The following is a 16,621-nucleotide window of genomic DNA, read 5'->3' on the forward strand; positions in this document are numbered from 1 at the left end:
CCCCGGACGTCGCCGCGCGCACCCTCCAATTTACTGACAATAATTTCCGTATAACGATAAAAAAGATACTTTACGGAAATCAAATTACTGATAAACGAGCATTTGAAGCATACATCCATTGGGAGGAATCAATGAGCGACCACCCCGTCCAGGCCTGCGCCTATCTCCACCATGTGGCCTTCGAGAGCGCCGACCCCGAGCGTCTGGCCCGCTTTTATGCAGACAACATGGACATGGTTCTGACCAAAGTGTCGGCGGATGAATACCGTTGCGAAGGTCCGCTGCGCCGCTTTGTCGCCGTGAAAGGCGAAGACAAAAAGCTGGCCTATGGCGGTCTCGCCTGCCGCTCGGAACGTGATCTTGAGACCTATCGCCGCCGCGCCGAAGCGCATGGTGTCGAGGTTCTGGAAAGCCCCAGCCCTTATTTCCGCGACGGTGCCTTCGCCCTGCGCGACCATGACGGCAACCTGGTCTGCTTTGGCATGGCGAAAGAGGAAACGGTCGCCTACAAGCCCGGCGTCGAGGGCATCCATGCACCGACCCAGCATTTGACCTTTGCCACGCAAAACCTGCCCGGTTTCAAAGAGTTCTACGTCGACAAGCTCGGGTTTTTTCTCTCCGACCGCGTGTTGCATGACGATGGTGATCTGGCCACGGTCTTTACCTCGACCAACCACGAGCACCACACCATCGCCTGCTTCAAATCGAACCGCACCGGCGTTGATCACCATTCTTATGAAGCGGGGTCGATGGATAACATCAAGAAATTCTGTGACCGCTTCGCCGCCAATGGCGTGCTGCTGACCTGGGGGCCGGGTCGCCATGGTCCGGGCAACAACCTGTTCGTTTTCTACACCGACCCCGACGGTAACTGGATCGAAATCTCGGGCGAGCTTGAGACGATCTATGACCGCGAGGTCATCGACTGGCCGCACCACCCGCGCACGCTGAACAAATGGGGCAACGCGATCTTGCGTTCATAAGGAGAGTGCCATGAAACTTCTGAGTTTTCTGCGCGAGGGGCGTACCGGATTTGGCGCGGTGGTCGCGGGGGGCGTGGTCGATCTGACCGGCTTTGGCGGCGCGAGATCGTTGAAAGAGGCGCTGGCCGCAGGCCTGTTGGGCAAGATGGCGCAAGAGATTGACGGACGCGGTCCGGGGCTGTCGATGTCCGACATCACCTTTCTTCCGGTCATTCCGGATGCGGGCAAGATCCTCTGCATCGGCCTGAACTACCTCAAGCACAAACAGGAGACCGGGCGTCCGGATGTCGAACACCCGACGGTGTTCACCCGCTATGCCGACAGCCAGGTCGGCCATTTGCAGCCCTTGGTGAAACCTGCCGTCTCCGAGCGTTTTGATTATGAAGGCGAGATGGCTGTCATCATCGGCAGACCGGGCCGCAACATCCCCGAGGAACGCGCACTGGAGCATGTGGCGGGCTATGCCTGCTACAACGACGGCAGTGTCCGCGACTGGCAGCGTCACACGATGCAGTTCACACCGGGCAAAACCTTCCCCGGCACCGGCGCTTTCGGCCCCTGGATGGTCACGGCCGATGAGGTGGGCGATTACCGCAATCTGCCGATCCAGACCCGCCTGAACGGCCAGGTGATGCAGGATGCGACACTGTCGGATCTGTTGTTCCCGCTGGAACGCCTGATCGCCTATTGCTCCACCTTCACCCCGCTGGCGCCGGGCGATGTCATCGTCTCGGGCACGCCGGGCGGCGTCGGCGACAAACGCAATCCGCCCGTCTACATGGTCCCCGGCGACAGGGTCGAGGTTGAGATCGGGATGCTCGGCACATTGGTCAATCCGGTCGTCGCGGAAGGTGGCCTGTAACATGCCAGGTCCCTTCTCTGACACAGACATTCTCGTTGTTGGGGCCGGGCCAACGGGTCTTTTGCTGACCAACCTGCTCGGCGGCATGGGGGTGCGCACCACGATCGTGGAGCGCAACCCCTCCACCGTGCAAGAGCCGCGCGCAGTCTCCATCGACGATGAATCCATGCGCGCGCTGCAAGCGGCGGGACTGGCCGAAGATGTGGCGCAGTTCACGGTGAAGGGCTATGGGTCGATCTACCGTGGCCCCTCCGGCAAGGTCTTTGCCGAGGTCAAACCGCACATCAAGGAATATGGCTTCGACAAACGGAATGCGTTCGAGCAGCCGGTGTTTGAGGACTGCCTGCGCAGGGCGCTGTCGCGGCACGGTTCGGTAACCGCGCACTTCGACACCACGCTGGAAACCGTGGCGCAGGACAGCGCGGGCGTCACCGCACAGGTGAGCGGGCCTGCCGGGCCACTGCAGATCCGCGCCCGTTATATGGTGGCCTGCGATGGCGGCCGCTCGCTCACCCGCAAGCTGCTCGACATCGCGCTCGAAGGCTCAACCTTCACAGAGCCTTGGCTGATCGTCGACCTGCATTCGACGCGCAACAGCTGCTTTCACACCGAGGTGTTTTGCAACCCCGGGCGCTCGGCGATCAGCCTGCCCGGTCCCGATGGCATCCGCCGCTATGAATTCAAGCTGAACGACGGCGAGACGGTGGCCGAGGCTGAAAGCGAGGGCTTTGCCCGGCGGCTGCTGGCAGAGGTGGGCCCGGACGCGCAAGAGCCGATCCGGCGGCAGCAGGTCTATACCTTCCACGCGCGCACGGCGGAGCGGTGGCGCGAGGGGCGGATTTTTCTGGCGGGCGATGCGGCCCATCTGACCCCGCCTTTCGCGGGACAGGGAATGAACAGCGGCCTGCGCGACGCCCATAACCTGGCGTGGAAACTCGACGAGGCACTGCGGCTCGCCGATCCCGAACCCGTGCTCGACAGCTATGAGGTCGAGCGCAAACCCCATGCCCGGGAGATGATCAATCTGGCCCTGACCATGGGCAAGGTGATGATCCCCTCCTCACCGCTGGCGGGGTTTTTCATCCGGACGGGCATGTCCCTGCTCGGCCTCTATGGCCCTGCGAAAACCTACATGGTCCAGATGAAATACAAGCCGCGCCCGCGATTTGCCGCCGGGCTGCTGCGTCCGGACGGCAGGCCGACCAAGGCAACGGGCGTCGGGCGGATGATCCCGCAGCCGCTGGTGGTCACCCCGCGCCGCGAGGAATGCCTGCTCGATGCGCTCCTGCCGGACACACCTGTCGCCCTGATATTCGACGAAAATCCGCAAGAGGTGCTCGCGCCCGAGATGCAGGCCCGGTTCGAGGCCGCCGGTGCCACGGTGATCGGGTTGACGCCGGAATGGGTCAATCCGCGCAACGGCACCTTCACCATCGTGCGGGACCGCTCGCGCTTTTTCTCGGAGGCGCCTTTCGCGGGGTACCTCGGTCAGGTGCTTTTGCTGCGCCGTGACCGCTATGTGGCCGGTGCCGCGCCGGTCGCGCGCGCCGAAGACCTTTTGCCATTGTTGCACAGCATGCGGGCCGCACCGTCGGGGGAGACGGAGGCAGTCGCGCCATTTCACAGGGGGGTTGGCCGCAGGGCCTGAGTTCAAGACCGCACATCATGAGGGGCCCCACAGGTCCCGACATCAGGGAGGAGATACCATGAAGATCCGGAACACGTTTCTCGCGGCCATCAGCGCCGTGGCAATGGGCGGCACGCTCGCAACCCCGGTCGCGGCGAAAGAGCTGCGCCTGAGCACGCCGACACCCGAACCCCATATCATGACGAAATCGGCGCATCACATGGCAGAGGCCTTTGCCGCCTCGGGTGCCACTGACACGATCGCCGTCTTCCCGGGCAACAAGCTCGGCGATGTGCCCACCGTCCTGTCGCTGTTGCAAAGCGGTGCGGTGGAAATGGCCATTGTGCCGGTGGGCGATCTGGCCAACCGGGAACCTGCTTTCCTGGGCTGGTTCCTGCCCTATCAGTTCGACAGCCTCGCCGCAGCGGGCGCGGCCGCCAACAGCGCCCCCGCGAGAGAGATGCTGGCGAAACTCGACGCGCAGGGCATCAAAGGGCTGGGCTATGTTTTCCCGGGCCAGCGGCATGTCCTGTCGAAAGCGCCGATCAGCACCATCGATGATTTTGCCGGGTTGAAGATCCGCGCCTTTCCCAATGACATTTTCAATGCCTGGTGGCGTCAGGTCGGAGCAGCTCCCACAGCCTTGCCGCTGCCCGAAATCATGCCCTCGCTGGTCACCGGCGTCATCGATGCGGTCGATGTCGATCTGGACATTGTGATGGGCCTGCAAATGTACCAGCAGGCCCCGCATCTGGTGCTCACCAACCACATGGCATTTCCGGCGGCCATCCTTGCCTCGCAGCGCTGGTGGGACGGTCTCACGCCGCAAGAGCAGGAAGCCCTGACCGCCATTGTGGCTGAAACGCAGGGATGGGCGCTTGAGACCCAGACCGCGTCGGAAGACACCCTGTTGAAAGTACTCGCGGAAAAGGGTGCCATCGTGTCCCGGATGGACCCCGCGCCGCTGGCCGCTGCCGGGGCTGAGGTCAGCGCGGCTTTTGTCGACCGCGATCCGCTGATCCGCGCCTTTCATGACGCCAACCAATAAGCGCCCTCCGGCCCGCGCCCCGCGCGTGCCGGTTCCTTGGATGGATGCGAGGTCCAGATGAAAATTCCAAAAGCCATAGACCGGGCGCTGATGCGGCTGGAACTGATCGTGGCGCTTGCGGCGATGACGGGTGTCGTCTTGCTGCTGTCAGCTCAGGTGTTTTGCCGCTACCTTCTCCAATCGCCCCTGTTTTTCGCCGAAGAGGTGGCGCTGTTGCTGCTCATCATCGCCACGTTCATCGGGCTGAGCCTTCTGGTGGCCGAGGACAAGCTGATCGGCATCGATCTTCTGGGCAGCATCATGTCGCCCCGGGGCCATGCCTGGGTTGCCTGGGCCATGCGGGCCGCGGTTGCCCTGCTGGCGGGTTCTCTTGCCTTTTACGCTCTGCGCTATGTCTCGACCCCCTGGGTCTGGAACGAGCGTTTCGCCACCGTGCCGCTGCCGCGCGCCGGGCTCTATGCGATCGTCGCCTTTGAGCTTTGCGTCATGGTCTTTCACCAGCTGATGCGCCTGTGCGACAGCTTCCCCCCTGCCCGCCGGGAGGATATCAGATGATCACCCTGGGCATCTTCTTTGTCTTTCTCTGCCTCGGCCTGCCGATCATCTTTCTGCTGCTGCTGGCCGCCTTCGCCTTTGGCATGGAGAGCAATGCCATGGTGCTGTTCGACAGCTTCCTTGTGCAATCGGTGAAAGGGATCGAGGCCACCGGCTTTCTGGCCATCCCGCTCTACATTCTGGTGGGCGAGGTGATGAACCGCGGTGGCATCACCGACCGGCTGATCCGCTCGGCCATGCGTCTCGTCGGCGGCTTTCGCGGCGGGCTGGCCTTTGTCAATGTGCTGACCAATGCCTTTTGCGCGGCCATCCTCGGCTCGGCCACCGCGCAGATCGCCATCATGACGCGCGCAATGGTGCCGCAGATGGTCAAACAGGGCTATGACCGCGGCTTTGCCACTGGTCTGACTGTCGCCACCGGCCTGCTGGGGCCGATCATCCCGCCCTCGATGCTGATGATCATCTATGGCGTGCTGTCCTATCAATCGGTGGCGGCGCTGTTTGTTGCGGGCGTCTTGCCGGGGCTGCTGGTCACGGCCAGCTTCTTTGCCACCATCGCGGTCTCGCGCAAGCAACTCCCCCCGGTCTCCGCCGCGCCGGAAGAGCGGGCCAGCCTTGGCGCGGTGATCATGGATGCATTGCCGGGCCTGATCCCGCTGACCATCATCGCGGGCGTGGTGACGGGGGTGATGACCCCGACCGAAGCCGGCGCATTGGCGGCGCTTGTCGGAATCGCGCTGTCGGCCCTGATCTACCGCAGCCTCACCATTGCCGATTTCGGGCCGGTGATGAAAGCGGTGGTGATGTCGTCGGCCTCGATCATCGCCCTGATCGGCTTTGCCACGCTGCTCGGCTGGGTTCTGGCCTATCAGGCGGTGCCCGATCAGCTGGCCAATGCCATCGCGGCGGCCTCGGTCGGACCCATCAGCTTTTTGCTGCTGGTCTGTCTGGTGGTGTTCTTGCTGGGCATGTTCCTGGACGGCATCGGCGTGCTGATCGTGATCGTGCCCGTCCTGCTGCCCCTGGCGGCGGCGTTCAAGATCGACCCGATCCATTTCGGCGTCGTGCTCAGTGTCGCCACGCTGACCGGCCTCGTCTCACCGCCGGTTGGCCCGGGCCTCTATATCGCCATGGATGCGACCGGGCTGGGCATGATGCGGGTCTTCCGCGCCGCTCTGCCCTTCCTCGTGGCTTTCATTCTCTCTCTGCTGATCATCATTTTCCTGCCATCCCTCTCGACATGGCTGCCCTCGGCCCTCGGCCTTTGACCAAAAGGAACGCGCTATGAACCAACACAGCTTTGCCAAACCCGCCTACAGCGGCTTTACCGGCCAATTCATCGGTGGCCGTTGGGTCGACGGCACCGCAGGCCGCATGGCGAAAGACATCAACCCCTACAACGACGCGGTGCTGACCGAGATCAGCCTCGCCTCGGCGGCGGATCTGGAGCAGGCCTATGCAGCCGCCAGCCGCGCGCAAACCGACTGGGCACGAACCCTGCCCGGTCAGCGCGCCGCGATCTTCGAGCGCGCGGTCGAGATCCTCACCGCGCGCCGCGAAGAGGTGATTGACTGGCTGATCGCGGAATCCGGCTCGACCCGGATGAAAGCCGGGATTGAATTCGACGCGGTGAAAGCAGGCATGAAAGAAGCCGCCTCGATGCCCTATCTGGTGCATGGCATGATCATGCCGGTCGACCGCCCGGGCAAGGAGGCGCGCGTGTACCGCAAGCCTTTGGGCGTGATCGGCGTCATCAGCCCGTGGAATTTTCCGCTGCATCTGTCGAACCGTTCCGTGGCGCCCGCGCTGGCCCTCGGGAATGCGGTGGTGCTGAAACCGTCATCGGACACGCCGGTGACGGGCGGGCTGCTGCTGGCAAAGATCTATGAGGAGGCGGGGCTTCCCGCAGGGTTGCTCAACGTGGTGGTCGGTGCGGGCAGCGACATTGGCGATGCGTTTTCCGCCAGCCCGGTGCCGCGCCTGATCAGCTTTACCGGTTCCACCGCAGTCGGCCTGCGCATCGCCCAGGTGGCCGCCGCCTCAACCCGCCTGAAGCGCCTCGGGCTTGAGCTGGGCGGCAATGCGCCTCTGGTCATTCTGGACGATGCCGATCTGGGCAAAGCGGTCCAGGCCGCGATCATTGGCCGCTTCATGCACCAGGGTCAGATCTGCATGAGCACCAACCGCATCATCGTCGAAGACAGCCTCTATGACGATTTCGTCGAGGCCTATTGTGCCGCCGCCGCTGGCCTCACCTATGGTGACCCCGCGCGGGCCGACACCTTTGTCGGGCCGGTGTGCAATGACGCGCAGGTCAAAAGCGTCACTTCTCTGATCGCGGCGGGGCAGGCGGCAGGCTTTGATCTGCGCGTCTCCAACACGATCGAGGGACGCGTGATCCCGCCGCATGTCTTTGCCGGTGTGACCAACACCTCTGAGCTGGCGCAAAACGAGATCTTCGGCCCCGTCGCGCCGATCATCCGCGCCGCCAATGAGGCCGAAGCGCTGCGCATGGCCAATGACACCGAATACGGTCTGTCGAGTGCGGTCTTCTCGGGCAATGAAACACGCGCGGTGAATTTCGCGTTGCAGGTCGAGGCGGGGATGACCCATGTGAATGACATCACCATCCACGATTACCCGCATGTGATGTTCGGCGGCGAGAAGAACTCGGGCATCGGGCGTTTCAATGGTCATTGGATCATCGAGGAATTCACCACCGATCATCTGGTGACCATCCAGCGCTGAGGCACGCCGTTCCGACGCCGGAAGGGCGGGAATATCACGGGGCTTTGCGGGTGATGCCGCAAAGCCCCGCTGGCTTCACACAGATGGCGCAGGCAGGTGATCCCCTCCGGCGCCTGCGCCATCTTGCGCAGTGCGGCGTGCCGGTCCTGCAATCGGCCTCTCGCTTTTGCCGCCGATACACTTTATGAAGCGCGGGAAACTTCGCCATCGGCGAAGCCAAATTTATCGGAAAAGAATAAAATGATCGGAATCCGTCGCTATACGAGGATCTTGTCACTGTTTGATCCGGAACACCCGGAATGGACCATTGCCGAGCTGTCAAAGGCGCTCGACACCTCGGCCAGCACGCTCTACCGGCTGGTGCGCGAAATGGTCGAAGAGGGCATTCTCGAAAGCACCGTCGAATCCCGCTATCGTCTTGGCGCGTTTTTCATTGAGTTCTACCGCCGCATCCGGCTGAACGATCCGCTGATCCGCTCGGGCGCCAAATTTCTCACGCCGCTTGTCACGCAGGTGGGTGTGCCCTGTGCGGTGATCCTGGCGCGGCTCTATGGCAATGCGGTGATGTGCGTGGCCGAAAGCCGGGCACCGGGCGCACAGTTCGAGACGAGCTATCAGCTGGGCCGGCCGATGCCCATTCTGCGGGGCGCGACCTCCAAGGCCGTGCTTTCGACGATGACGCCCCGCAATGCCCGGAGCTTTCTGAAGAAGGAAGCGGCACTCGGGGCAGAGGATCTCGCACGGCTGGAAGAGGATCTGGCCGCGTTGCGCAAACGCGGGCATTGCGAGACCCATGGCGAGGTGGACAAGGGCCTCGTGGGCATTGCCATTCCGGTGCGCAACGATCAGCTCGGCATCAACGCGTCACTGAGCCTGATTCTGGAAAGCAGCACATTGACCGACGACATCCGCCCCATGCTGTTCACCGGCCTGTCGACCACGGGAAAGCTGATCGAACGGTTCATGGCCGACACGCTCACCCCCCAAAGCTGATGCGGGCCGGAGGATGGCCTGAGGGCACAGCGCCCGGGCCCGTGTCGCAGGCTCAGCCCGCCGCACGGGCTGCGTGGCGCCCTGCCACAAAGCCGAAGGTCATCGCCGGGCCAAGGTTGATCCCGCCCGCCGGGTAGAACCCGCCAAAGACATTGGCATTGTCGGTTCCCGCCGCATAGAGGCCCGCAATCACCCCCCCCTGCGCGTCAAGCACGCGGGCAGAGCCATCGGTGCGGAGCCCGGCAAAGGTGCCAAAACTGCCGGGCACCACCTCTACCGCATAAAACGGCGCCCGGATAATGGGGGCGACATTGGGATTGGGGCACTGATCGGGGTCGCCCTGCAGCCGCATATAGGCGGTAGTCCCCCGCCCGAAGGCCGGATCTTCACCGCGCTGCGCGCCCTCGTTCCAAGCCGAGACCGTCGCCATCAACCCTGCCGGATCAATACCGCAGTGGGCGGCGAGGGCGGCGATGGTCTTGCCGGTCTTGAGGTAACCCGCGCCAACCCAATAGCCAAAGGGCACTGGCGCGGGCCGCACGATCCCCAGACCATAGCGCCGCAGAAAGCGGTGATCACAGATCAGCCAGGACCGGGCCGGCGCCTCCGGCCCCACCGCGCGGATCAGATGCGTGACATAATCATGATAGCCCAGCCCCTCGTTGCAAAAGCGCCGCCCATCCGCGAGCACACCGATCACGCCCGGTTTGCCACGGTCGATGATATGCGGAAAATGGCCAGTGCCACCATCGGGCCACACCACATGCGACACGGGGCAATAGGCCACAGGTCCCGCCAGATCCTGATCCAGCGCCGCCCCGACCCCTTCGCCAAGCCGCAGCCCATCGCCCGTTGCCGAGGGCACGGCGAGGGTCCGGTTTTCATCATCCCGCTCAAAGGTCTCCGCCCGCCGCGCAAGGTCATGCCCATAGCCGCCGCAGGCCAGCACGACACCACGTCTGCTGGCGATCACCTGCCCATCGGCAAAACGCACCCCGCAAATGCGGCCCTCCGCCTCCACCAGTTCGGCCACCGATTGCGAAACCCGTAGGTCCACCCCGGCATCCAGCGCCGATTTCAGCAGCCTTCCGATCAGGGCGGCGCCATTGCGCAGATCCATCCCCCGCCGATACAGCGCCAGATCCCGGAAATGCCGCAGCACCCGCCGGGTCACATAGGCAAAGGACCCAAGCGAGCGCGTCATGCTCATGAAGGCCTTCAGATCCGGGCCGGATTGGATTGTCATCCCCTTGAAAGAGGTCTCCCGCAGGGGTTTGCGCAAGAGGGTCACCGCTTTGCCCAGCGCGCGGGCATCGAATGGCTTGGCAATCACCGAGCGCCCGCCGAGGCCTGCCCCCGGCTGATGGCCATAGGTGTCGGGTATCACCAGACCGCCGTCAAATTGCAGCGCGGTGTTCTCTTCGAAGAACGACACCATCTCGGGGGCGGCCTGCAAAAAAGCCTCCACCTTTTCATCCTTGTAATAGTTGCCGGTGACGGCCCGAAGATAGCGGCGCGGCGCCTCCACATCCTCGATGATGCCCGCGCGCACGGCGACGGGATTGCGCGGCGCAAAGATCCAGCCGCCCGACCAGGCCGAGGTGCCCCCGATCTCGGCGGTTTTCTCAAGCACGAGGACCGAGCATCCCATTCGGGCCGCGGTAACGGCAGCGCTGAGGCCGCCCGCACCAGAGCCTATCACGATCAGATCGAAGCATTCCCGCGTCGGGGATATCTGGGCGCCCACCTAAGAAACCTCAATATTGGAATATCTTTTCATAATTGCACACCTTTCTGAGATACGCCACCAGCTTCGTGCAAATGCCCCCCGCTGCGGCGCGGATGCGCGGGGCGCCCAAAGGGAAACGCCGGACGCCGGGGCGGCGGGGGCGCGACAGGCCCGCCGCCACCCGCGCCGCCGCTCAACTGGGCAAATTGTTCAGCCCCGTTGCCGAAACACCGCCATCGGCAAGGATGGTCTGCCCGGTGATATAGGCCGCGCCATCCGATGCCAAAAATGCGATGATGCGCGCGATATCAGCCGGCAGCCCGACCCGGCCGAGCGGCACCCGCGCGGCACGGGCTTCCTCCAGCCCCTCTTTGGCATAGATCGCCGCGGTCAACGGAGTGCGGATCATCCCCGGCGCCACGGCATTCACCCGAATGCCATCCGGCGCCCATTCCATCGCCAGGTTTTCCACCAGCGAAATCACCGCCGCCTTGGCGGGCGCATAGGCCGCCTGCCCAAGATGCGCCTGCATTCCCGACATTGAGGCCACCACAACGATCGTCCCCTTGGCGGCCCGCAGCGCAGGGTAAAAGGCCTGCGCCAGCACAAAGGTCGAGCGGACATTGAGGTTGAACATCCGGTCCCAGTCCGCCAGCGGTTGCGTCGCCAGAGGCGCGGGTTTGCCCGCCCCCGCATTGGACACGAACACATCAAGCCCGCCCAGAAACGCCAGCGCCTTTGCCGCGATATCGCGCGCGACCTCGGCGTCACCCAAATCCCCGGTCAGAAACAAGACCTCGGCACCATAGCCCTCCAGATCCGCCATCAGCGCCGCCGGTATCGGGTTGCGGCCGGAAGCCGTGGTGACAATTTTCGCGGGCCTGCCCGCCGCCTGTGCCGCCTGTGCCATCAGCCGCAATGTCGCGCCGCCAATCCCCTCGCTCCCGCCCGTCAGCATGATCCGCATGAACGTCCTCCCTCTGATGCGTCAGGCGGCAGAGTTTCAGCGCATCCTGCGGGCAACAATGGACATTTCCGTAGCCGACTTAAACCTTTCGTCATTGTCCAAGATTTTTCAGCCCCCGTGCATCCCCTCTCCCCCGCAAAGGCCGCAGCATCGCCGCGCCACAAGGAGGGGCAGAGGAAATGACCTTTACAGGCAAGACGGTTCTGATCACCGGGGGTGCGGCGGGAATCGGATGGGCCACCGCCGAAATCTTTGCCGCGCGGGGCGCCCGGCTGGCCCTGCTGGATCTGGACGGCGATCTGGCGCGCGACAGAGCGGCCACGCTTGGCGCAGAGCATCTGGGTCTGGCCGCCGATGTGACCGATGAAGCCGAGGTGGGCGCTGCCCTCGCCGAGATCGGCCCGGTCGATGTTCTGGTGAACAATGCCGGTCTGGGCGATGTCAACAAACCCACGGTCGAGCAAACACTGGCGCATGTGCGCCGCCTGCTCGACATCCATCTGGCGGGGAGTTTCCTGATGAGCCGCGAGGTCGCGTGCGGGATGATCGGGCGCGGCACCGGCGGCGCCATCGTAAACCTCGCCTCGATCGCCGCCCTGACCGGCCTGCCGCGGCGCAATGCCTATGGCGCGGCCAAGGCGGGTCTGGTGGCGATGACAAAATCCATGGCCGCCGAATGGGGGCGGCAGGGCATCCGCGTCAATGCCGTGGCGCCGGGATATGTGGCCACCGACCTGGTGCGCGGCCTGATCCGCGACGGGCTTTTGGCCGAGGACAAGATCCTTCGCCGCACGCCGCTCGGGCGGATGATCGCCCCTGCCGAGATTGGCGAAGCGATTGCCTTTCTGGCCTCGCAGGCGGCCTCGGCCATCACGGGTACGGTGCTGTCGGTGGATGCGGGCTGGATGGCCTATGGTGCGGCAGATGATCTTTAGCGCAGCGGCGACTGCGCGAGGGGGCGCAGGATCTCATGCCGTCGCGCGCCCTGCGCGGTCGCCAGCGGATCGCCGCCCCAGAGCGCCACGATGTCGCCCGGCATCTCGCCCGACAGGACCTGCCAGCGCCCGATACAGGGCTGATCGCTGTGCGCCCCGGCGCCGAAGGTCAGGCTGAGCAAACCCGGCGCAAAGAGCGGGCCCGCCGTGTCATTCGCCAGACGCGTCTTGCGCCCGGCCTCGGCGGCCTCCAGCATCGCACTGCCGCCAAGCCGCGCCATCAGCATGTTGCGCTGCGCGACGATCAGCGGAAAGGCCACCGGCACGAAATCCTCGACCCATTCCCGGTTTGCCGCAAAGCCCAGCCGCGCCTCCGCCCGCTCTGCCAGGCTCTCATAGATCCACAGATGATAGAGCCGGTTGAGCGCACCGGTATCGGTCAGCCAATAGCCCGCCATCGGCAGATGCGTGGTCAGGGCGCGCATCCCCCGGCGCCGCAACAGCGTAAGGTATTCCGGCCCCGTGCCGGGTCGGAGATCGTAGACCCGCAATTCGTAAATCATGCCATCCTCCCGCCTGCGGTTGGACAATTCCATGCGCGGGGGCGGCACAACATGCAGTCAGCGCGGTTTGCCTTGGACAATTCAGCGCTTTTGCCGCTCGCCCTGCGCGGTATCGCGATAGGCGCCGGGCGGCACGCCCACCCGCTGCGAAAAGAAGCGCGAGAAATAGGCCGGGTCGTCAAACCCCAGATCATAACCGACCTCGGCCACCGTCATCGTGCGGTAAATCAGGCAGCGCTTGGCCTCGATCACCACCCGCTCATGCAGCAATTGCGAGGCCGTTTTGCCCGCCCGCGCCTTACAGGCCAGATTGAGCCTTTGCAGCGAGACGCCGAGTTGCGCGGCGTAGAACTCCAGCCCTTTCTGGCTTTTGAAATGCGCCTCGAGCATCTCGCGGTAGCGGCACAACAGCTCATAATCGCGGTCGACCCGCTGGGCCTCTTCAACGCCTGCCGCGAGGCGCAACCGCATCAGCGCGACCAGAATGCGCTCAAACTGCGCCTTGATCGCCAGACGCCGCCCCGGCGCGTTCCAGGCATATTCGCGGCGCATCCAGTCAAAACTCTCGCGCAGGGTGCCGCAATTGGGGTCTTCCTCACTCAGGGCATAGGCGGCCGGATGCTCCAGCGCTTCGGAAAAGCGCGTGTCGCCTTGAGTGATCGTCTTGGCATAGGTGCACGCGGCGGTGATCACAAAGCCATCGGTCCCCGGCAGGAAATGGATTTCATGCACCATCGCCACCGGGATCACCACCATGGCCGGCACCGGCATCGTATAGGTACGGCTTTCGATCCGGATCTCGCCACCGCCGCGTTCCACGAACAAAAGCTGGATGTGGTCCGGATGCGCATGGGCACGAATTGTCCAATCATTTGCCCCGGAGCGATCGCGGATCGGCTCCACATGAACAAAGTCCAACTCCACCTCTTCATGGGTGTCACCATACAGATAATAATGCGGAATTGGCTGTTCTGGCGGGATCAGCATGATTTCTCTCCCTTGTTCCTTCCCCAAACCGCTCTGGGGAGCATCTGCAAATTGTGCAACGAAATTCGGCGTCCGTCCATTCGCGCGCGGCATCGGCTTTGTCATATCTCGCCCATGGGAGGCGGCCTGTCCGCGCCACAAAAGGAGGAGAAATCATGCAAACGCGGCTCCGCGAGAGCACCGAATGCGATGTGCTGGTCATCGGCTCGGGGGCGGGCGGCATGGCCACCGCCATCACCGCCGCCAAACAGGGCCTGGATGTCATCATCATTGAAAAGGCCCCGGTCTTTGGCGGCACCACCGCTTTTTCCGGCGGCGTGGTCTGGATTCCCGGCAACCGTCATTGCCCGCCGGGCGACGTCGCCCGCGCGCGCGACTATCTCAAACATGAGACCGGCAATTTCTACGACGAGCGCGCGGTGAATGCCTATCTCGACACCGGCGCCGAGATGCTGGCCTTTTTTGAGCGCGAAACCGAGGTGAAATTCAGCCCGTCGCTCTATCCCGACTATCACCCCGATGCGCCGGGCGGGGCGGATCTTGGTCGCTCGGTCACGGCGACGCCCTTTGACACCAGCGCGCTGGGGGCCAATCTCAAGCGTCTTCGCCCCCCACTCTCGACCATCACCTTCATGGGGATGATGTTCAATTCCTCGAACGCCGACATCAAGCATTTCTTCAATGCAACCAAGAGCGTAACCTCCTTCGCCTATGTGACCAGGCGGCTGGCGGCCCATGCGATTGAGGTGCTCCGATATGGTCGCGGGACGCATGTGACCTCGGGCAATGCGCTGGCGGCGCGGCTGGCCAAAAGCTGCTTTGATCTGAACATCCCGATCTACACCGACAGCCCCGCGCGCGAGCTTCTGACCGAAAACGGCGCGGTCATCGGTGTGAAAGTGGCGGGGCAGGGCGGCGATGTGGTGATCCGGGCGCGCAAAGGCGTGGTGCTGGCGGCGGGCGGCTTTGCGCATGACATCGCGAAGATCCGCGCGGCCTATCCGCATCTCAAGCGCGGCGGCGAGCATCTCTCGCCGGTGCCAGATGAGAATACCGGCGACGGGATCGATCTGGGCCGGGCCGTGGGCGGGCAATTCGAGATGCGGTTCCCGCAGACTTCCGCCTGGATGCCGGTGTCGAAAGTGCCGACGAAAACCGGGTTCAAGCCGTTCCCGCATCTGATCGACCGTTACAAGCCGGGGATCATCGGCGTGTTGCAATCCGGCAAGCGGTTCACCAATGAAAGCGCGAGCTATCACGATGTCGGCGCCGCGATGATCAAGGCCTGCGAGGGCCAGACCGAGACCGCCTGCTGGCTGATCGCGGACCGTCCGACGATCCGCAAATACGGGCTTGGCTATGCCAAACCCGCCCCGGTGCCGCTCGCGCCCTATCTGCGCAATGGCTATCTTGTCGCGGGCAAGACGCTGGCGGATCTGGCGCGCAAGGCGGGCATCGATGCCAAGGGGCTCACCGAGACGGTCGCGGCCTACAACCGCGATGCGGCGCGCGGCGAGGATCCGGAGTTTGGGCGTGGGGCGACCAGTTTCAACCGCTATCTCGCCGATCCCGACGTGCGTCCGAACCCCTGCGTTGCGCCGATTTCCCAAGGGCCGTTTTACGCGCTCAAGATCGTCATGGGCGATCTGGGCACGTTTGAAGGGCTGGCGACCACGGTCGAGGGGCAGGTGCTCGATACGCAAGGCAGGCCGATTGCCGGGCTCTATGCGGTGGGCAATGACCGCGCGTCGATCATGGGCGGCAATTACCCCGGTGCCGGGATCACGCTCGGGCCTGCGCTGACCTTTGGCTATATCACCGGGCGGCATCTGGCAGGAGTGGCGTGAATGGGCTGGGTTGATTTTCAAGACAAAGTCGTTGTGGTCACCGGGGCTTCGGGCGGGATCGGCCGCGCCATGCTGGCGGCGTTCAGCGCCTTGGAGGCCAGGGTTGTTGCCCTCGATTACCGCGCCGGGGATGCCGAGGCGGCGGCCCATGCGGTTGGCGGATATGGTTTTGGCTGCGACGTCTCCGACGCCGTATCGGTGGCTGCGGCGGCAGCGCAGGTCGCCCGGCTGGGCGGGGCGGATGTGCTGGTGAACAATGCCGGTATCCTGCGCCCCGGGCCGCTGGAGGATCTGGCGCTGGCGGATTGGCAAGCGATGCTCCGGGTCAATCTGGACGGCTGTTTCCTGACCGCCCAAAGCTTTGGCAAACAGATGATCGCCAAGGGGGCGGGCGCGCTGGTGCATATCGCCTCGATCTCGGCCAGTCAGCCGCAGCCATTCTCGGGGGCCTATTCGCCCGGCAAGGCGGGGGTTGCGATGCTGTCGCGGGCACTGGCCTATGAATGGGGGCCAAAGGGGCTGCGCTCGAATGTCGTGTCGCCAGGGTTGGTGCTGACCCCGATGTCCGAACCGTTCTATGCCAATCACGAGGTCAAAGCCGCACGCGAACGGCGGGTGCCCGTGGGCCGGATCGGCAGCGCCGAGGACATGGCCAATGCGGCTGTCTTCCTCGCATCGGCGCGCGCCGGCTATATCAACGGTCAGGAGATCGTGGTGGACGGAGGGCTGAGCCAGACCCTGATGGGCAGCGTCCCCCGTCCGGGATATACCGAATAG

The 16,621-nt window shown here is 64.1% G+C and carries 15 protein-coding genes; 11 read left to right on the forward strand and 4 right to left on the reverse strand.

The window, feature by feature from the left end; genetic code table 11:
- Positions 1-131 precede the first annotated feature (131 nt).
- From ACEN2S_RS06095 to ACEN2S_RS06130, 8 genes are all read left to right on the forward strand, one after another.
- Positions 132-983, forward strand: a complete 852-nt coding sequence (locus ACEN2S_RS06095) for a VOC family protein (protein ID WP_441863720.1) — start codon at positions 132-134, stop codon at positions 981-983.
- Positions 984-993: 10 nt separating this feature from the next.
- Positions 994-1,845, forward strand: a complete 852-nt coding sequence (locus ACEN2S_RS06100) for a fumarylacetoacetate hydrolase family protein (RefSeq protein WP_441863723.1) — start codon at positions 994-996, stop codon at positions 1,843-1,845.
- A 1-nt stretch (position 1,846) separates the two neighbouring features.
- Positions 1,847-3,493, forward strand: coding sequence for a bifunctional 3-(3-hydroxy-phenyl)propionate/3-hydroxycinnamic acid hydroxylase (locus tag ACEN2S_RS06105; protein ID WP_441863726.1), 1,647 nt, complete (start codon positions 1,847-1,849; stop codon positions 3,491-3,493).
- Between the two features lie 58 nt (positions 3,494-3,551).
- Positions 3,552-4,520: a TRAP transporter substrate-binding protein gene (locus ACEN2S_RS06110; RefSeq protein ID WP_441863729.1), complete on the forward strand. Its 969-nt coding sequence runs from the start codon at positions 3,552-3,554 to the stop codon at positions 4,518-4,520.
- A 57-nt stretch (positions 4,521-4,577) separates the two neighbouring features.
- Positions 4,578-5,075 carry a TRAP transporter small permease gene (locus tag ACEN2S_RS06115; RefSeq protein ID WP_441863732.1) on the forward strand — a complete coding sequence of 166 codons (498 nt, stop codon included), beginning with the start codon at positions 4,578-4,580 and terminating at the stop codon, positions 5,073-5,075.
- Positions 5,072-6,343, forward strand: a complete 1,272-nt coding sequence (locus ACEN2S_RS06120; RefSeq protein WP_441863735.1) for a TRAP transporter large permease — start codon at positions 5,072-5,074, stop codon at positions 6,341-6,343. Before ACEN2S_RS06115 ends, ACEN2S_RS06120 begins: the two co-directional genes overlap by 4 nt.
- A 16-nt stretch (positions 6,344-6,359) precedes the next feature.
- Complete coding sequence (locus ACEN2S_RS06125; protein ID WP_441863737.1) at positions 6,360-7,823, forward strand: aldehyde dehydrogenase family protein; 1,464 nt, start codon at positions 6,360-6,362, stop codon at positions 7,821-7,823.
- A 240-nt stretch (positions 7,824-8,063) separates the two neighbouring features.
- Positions 8,064-8,816 (forward strand): IclR family transcriptional regulator, encoded by a 753-nt coding sequence (locus tag ACEN2S_RS06130; RefSeq protein WP_441863740.1) that lies wholly within the window; start codon positions 8,064-8,066, stop codon positions 8,814-8,816.
- A 52-nt stretch (positions 8,817-8,868) separates the two neighbouring features.
- Here the strand turns inward: ACEN2S_RS06130 and ACEN2S_RS06135 are convergent, their stop codons facing one another.
- Positions 8,869-10,563 carry an FAD-dependent oxidoreductase gene (locus ACEN2S_RS06135; RefSeq protein WP_441863743.1) on the reverse strand — a complete coding sequence of 565 codons (1,695 nt, stop codon included), beginning with the start codon at positions 10,561-10,563 and terminating at the stop codon, positions 8,869-8,871.
- 175 nt (positions 10,564-10,738) lie between these two features.
- On the reverse strand, positions 10,739-11,512 hold the full coding sequence (locus ACEN2S_RS06140) for an SDR family NAD(P)-dependent oxidoreductase (protein ID WP_441863746.1): 774 nt from the start codon (positions 11,510-11,512) through the stop codon (positions 10,739-10,741).
- A 179-nt stretch (positions 11,513-11,691) separates the two neighbouring features.
- Here ACEN2S_RS06140 and ACEN2S_RS06145 point away from each other — a divergent pair, with 179 nt between their 5' ends.
- The gene (locus tag ACEN2S_RS06145; RefSeq protein WP_441863749.1) at positions 11,692-12,447 is read left to right on the forward strand and encodes an SDR family NAD(P)-dependent oxidoreductase; all 756 of its coding nucleotides are present in this window, start codon (positions 11,692-11,694) and stop codon (positions 12,445-12,447) included.
- On the opposite strand, the gene ACEN2S_RS06150 is transcribed toward ACEN2S_RS06145, so the two are convergent.
- Both ACEN2S_RS06150 and ACEN2S_RS06155 read right to left on the reverse strand, forming a co-directional pair.
- Positions 12,444-13,010 (reverse strand): NIPSNAP family protein, encoded by a 567-nt coding sequence (locus tag ACEN2S_RS06150; protein ID WP_441863752.1) that lies wholly within the window; start codon positions 13,008-13,010, stop codon positions 12,444-12,446. The genes ACEN2S_RS06145 and ACEN2S_RS06150 overlap by 4 nt on opposite strands.
- An 81-nt stretch (positions 13,011-13,091) precedes the next feature.
- Entirely contained in the window at positions 13,092-13,997 is a 906-nt protein-coding gene (locus ACEN2S_RS06155) for a helix-turn-helix domain-containing protein (protein WP_441863755.1), read from the reverse strand.
- 155 nt (positions 13,998-14,152) lie between these two features.
- Between ACEN2S_RS06155 and ACEN2S_RS06160 the strand changes: the two genes are divergently transcribed.
- The gene (locus ACEN2S_RS06160) at positions 14,153-15,844 is read left to right on the forward strand and encodes an FAD-dependent oxidoreductase (RefSeq protein ID WP_441863758.1); all 1,692 of its coding nucleotides are present in this window, start codon (positions 14,153-14,155) and stop codon (positions 15,842-15,844) included.
- A complete protein-coding gene (locus ACEN2S_RS06165) occupies positions 15,845-16,621 on the forward strand; it encodes an SDR family NAD(P)-dependent oxidoreductase (RefSeq protein ID WP_441863761.1) in 777 nt (258 codons plus the stop codon).

The organism is Phaeovulum sp. W22_SRMD_FR3 (genome assembly GCF_052113705.1).
Taxonomy (GTDB): Bacteria; Pseudomonadota; Alphaproteobacteria; order Rhodobacterales; family Rhodobacteraceae; genus JBGQOG01.

Excerpts from the sequence above, each read along its gene's own strand:
- ACEN2S_RS06095 (WP_441863720.1), top strand. The coding sequence starts at position 132 with ATGAGCGACCACCCCGTCCAGGCCTGCGCCTATCTCCACCATGTGGCC.
- ACEN2S_RS06140 (WP_441863746.1), bottom strand. The coding sequence starts at position 11,512 with ATGCGGATCATGCTGACGGGCGGGAGCGAGGGGATTGGCGGCGCGACA.
- ACEN2S_RS06130 (WP_441863740.1), top strand. The coding sequence starts at position 8,064 with ATGATCGGAATCCGTCGCTATACGAGGATCTTGTCACTGTTTGATCCG.
- ACEN2S_RS06115 (WP_441863732.1), top strand. The coding sequence starts at position 4,578 with ATGAAAATTCCAAAAGCCATAGACCGGGCGCTGATGCGGCTGGAACTG.
- ACEN2S_RS06145 (WP_441863749.1), top strand. The coding sequence starts at position 11,692 with ATGACCTTTACAGGCAAGACGGTTCTGATCACCGGGGGTGCGGCGGGA.
- ACEN2S_RS06165 (WP_441863761.1), top strand. The coding sequence starts at position 15,845 with ATGGGCTGGGTTGATTTTCAAGACAAAGTCGTTGTGGTCACCGGGGCT.
- ACEN2S_RS06160 (WP_441863758.1), top strand. The coding sequence starts at position 14,153 with ATGCAAACGCGGCTCCGCGAGAGCACCGAATGCGATGTGCTGGTCATC.
- ACEN2S_RS06125 (WP_441863737.1), top strand. The coding sequence starts at position 6,360 with ATGAACCAACACAGCTTTGCCAAACCCGCCTACAGCGGCTTTACCGGC.
- ACEN2S_RS06155 (WP_441863755.1), bottom strand. The coding sequence starts at position 13,997 with ATGCTGATCCCGCCAGAACAGCCAATTCCGCATTATTATCTGTATGGT.
- ACEN2S_RS06100 (WP_441863723.1), top strand. The coding sequence starts at position 994 with ATGAAACTTCTGAGTTTTCTGCGCGAGGGGCGTACCGGATTTGGCGCG.
- ACEN2S_RS06105 (WP_441863726.1), top strand. The coding sequence starts at position 1,847 with ATGCCAGGTCCCTTCTCTGACACAGACATTCTCGTTGTTGGGGCCGGG.
- ACEN2S_RS06110 (WP_441863729.1), top strand. The coding sequence starts at position 3,552 with ATGAAGATCCGGAACACGTTTCTCGCGGCCATCAGCGCCGTGGCAATG.
- ACEN2S_RS06120 (WP_441863735.1), top strand. The coding sequence starts at position 5,072 with ATGATCACCCTGGGCATCTTCTTTGTCTTTCTCTGCCTCGGCCTGCCG.
- ACEN2S_RS06150 (WP_441863752.1), bottom strand. The coding sequence starts at position 13,010 with ATGATTTACGAATTGCGGGTCTACGATCTCCGACCCGGCACGGGGCCG.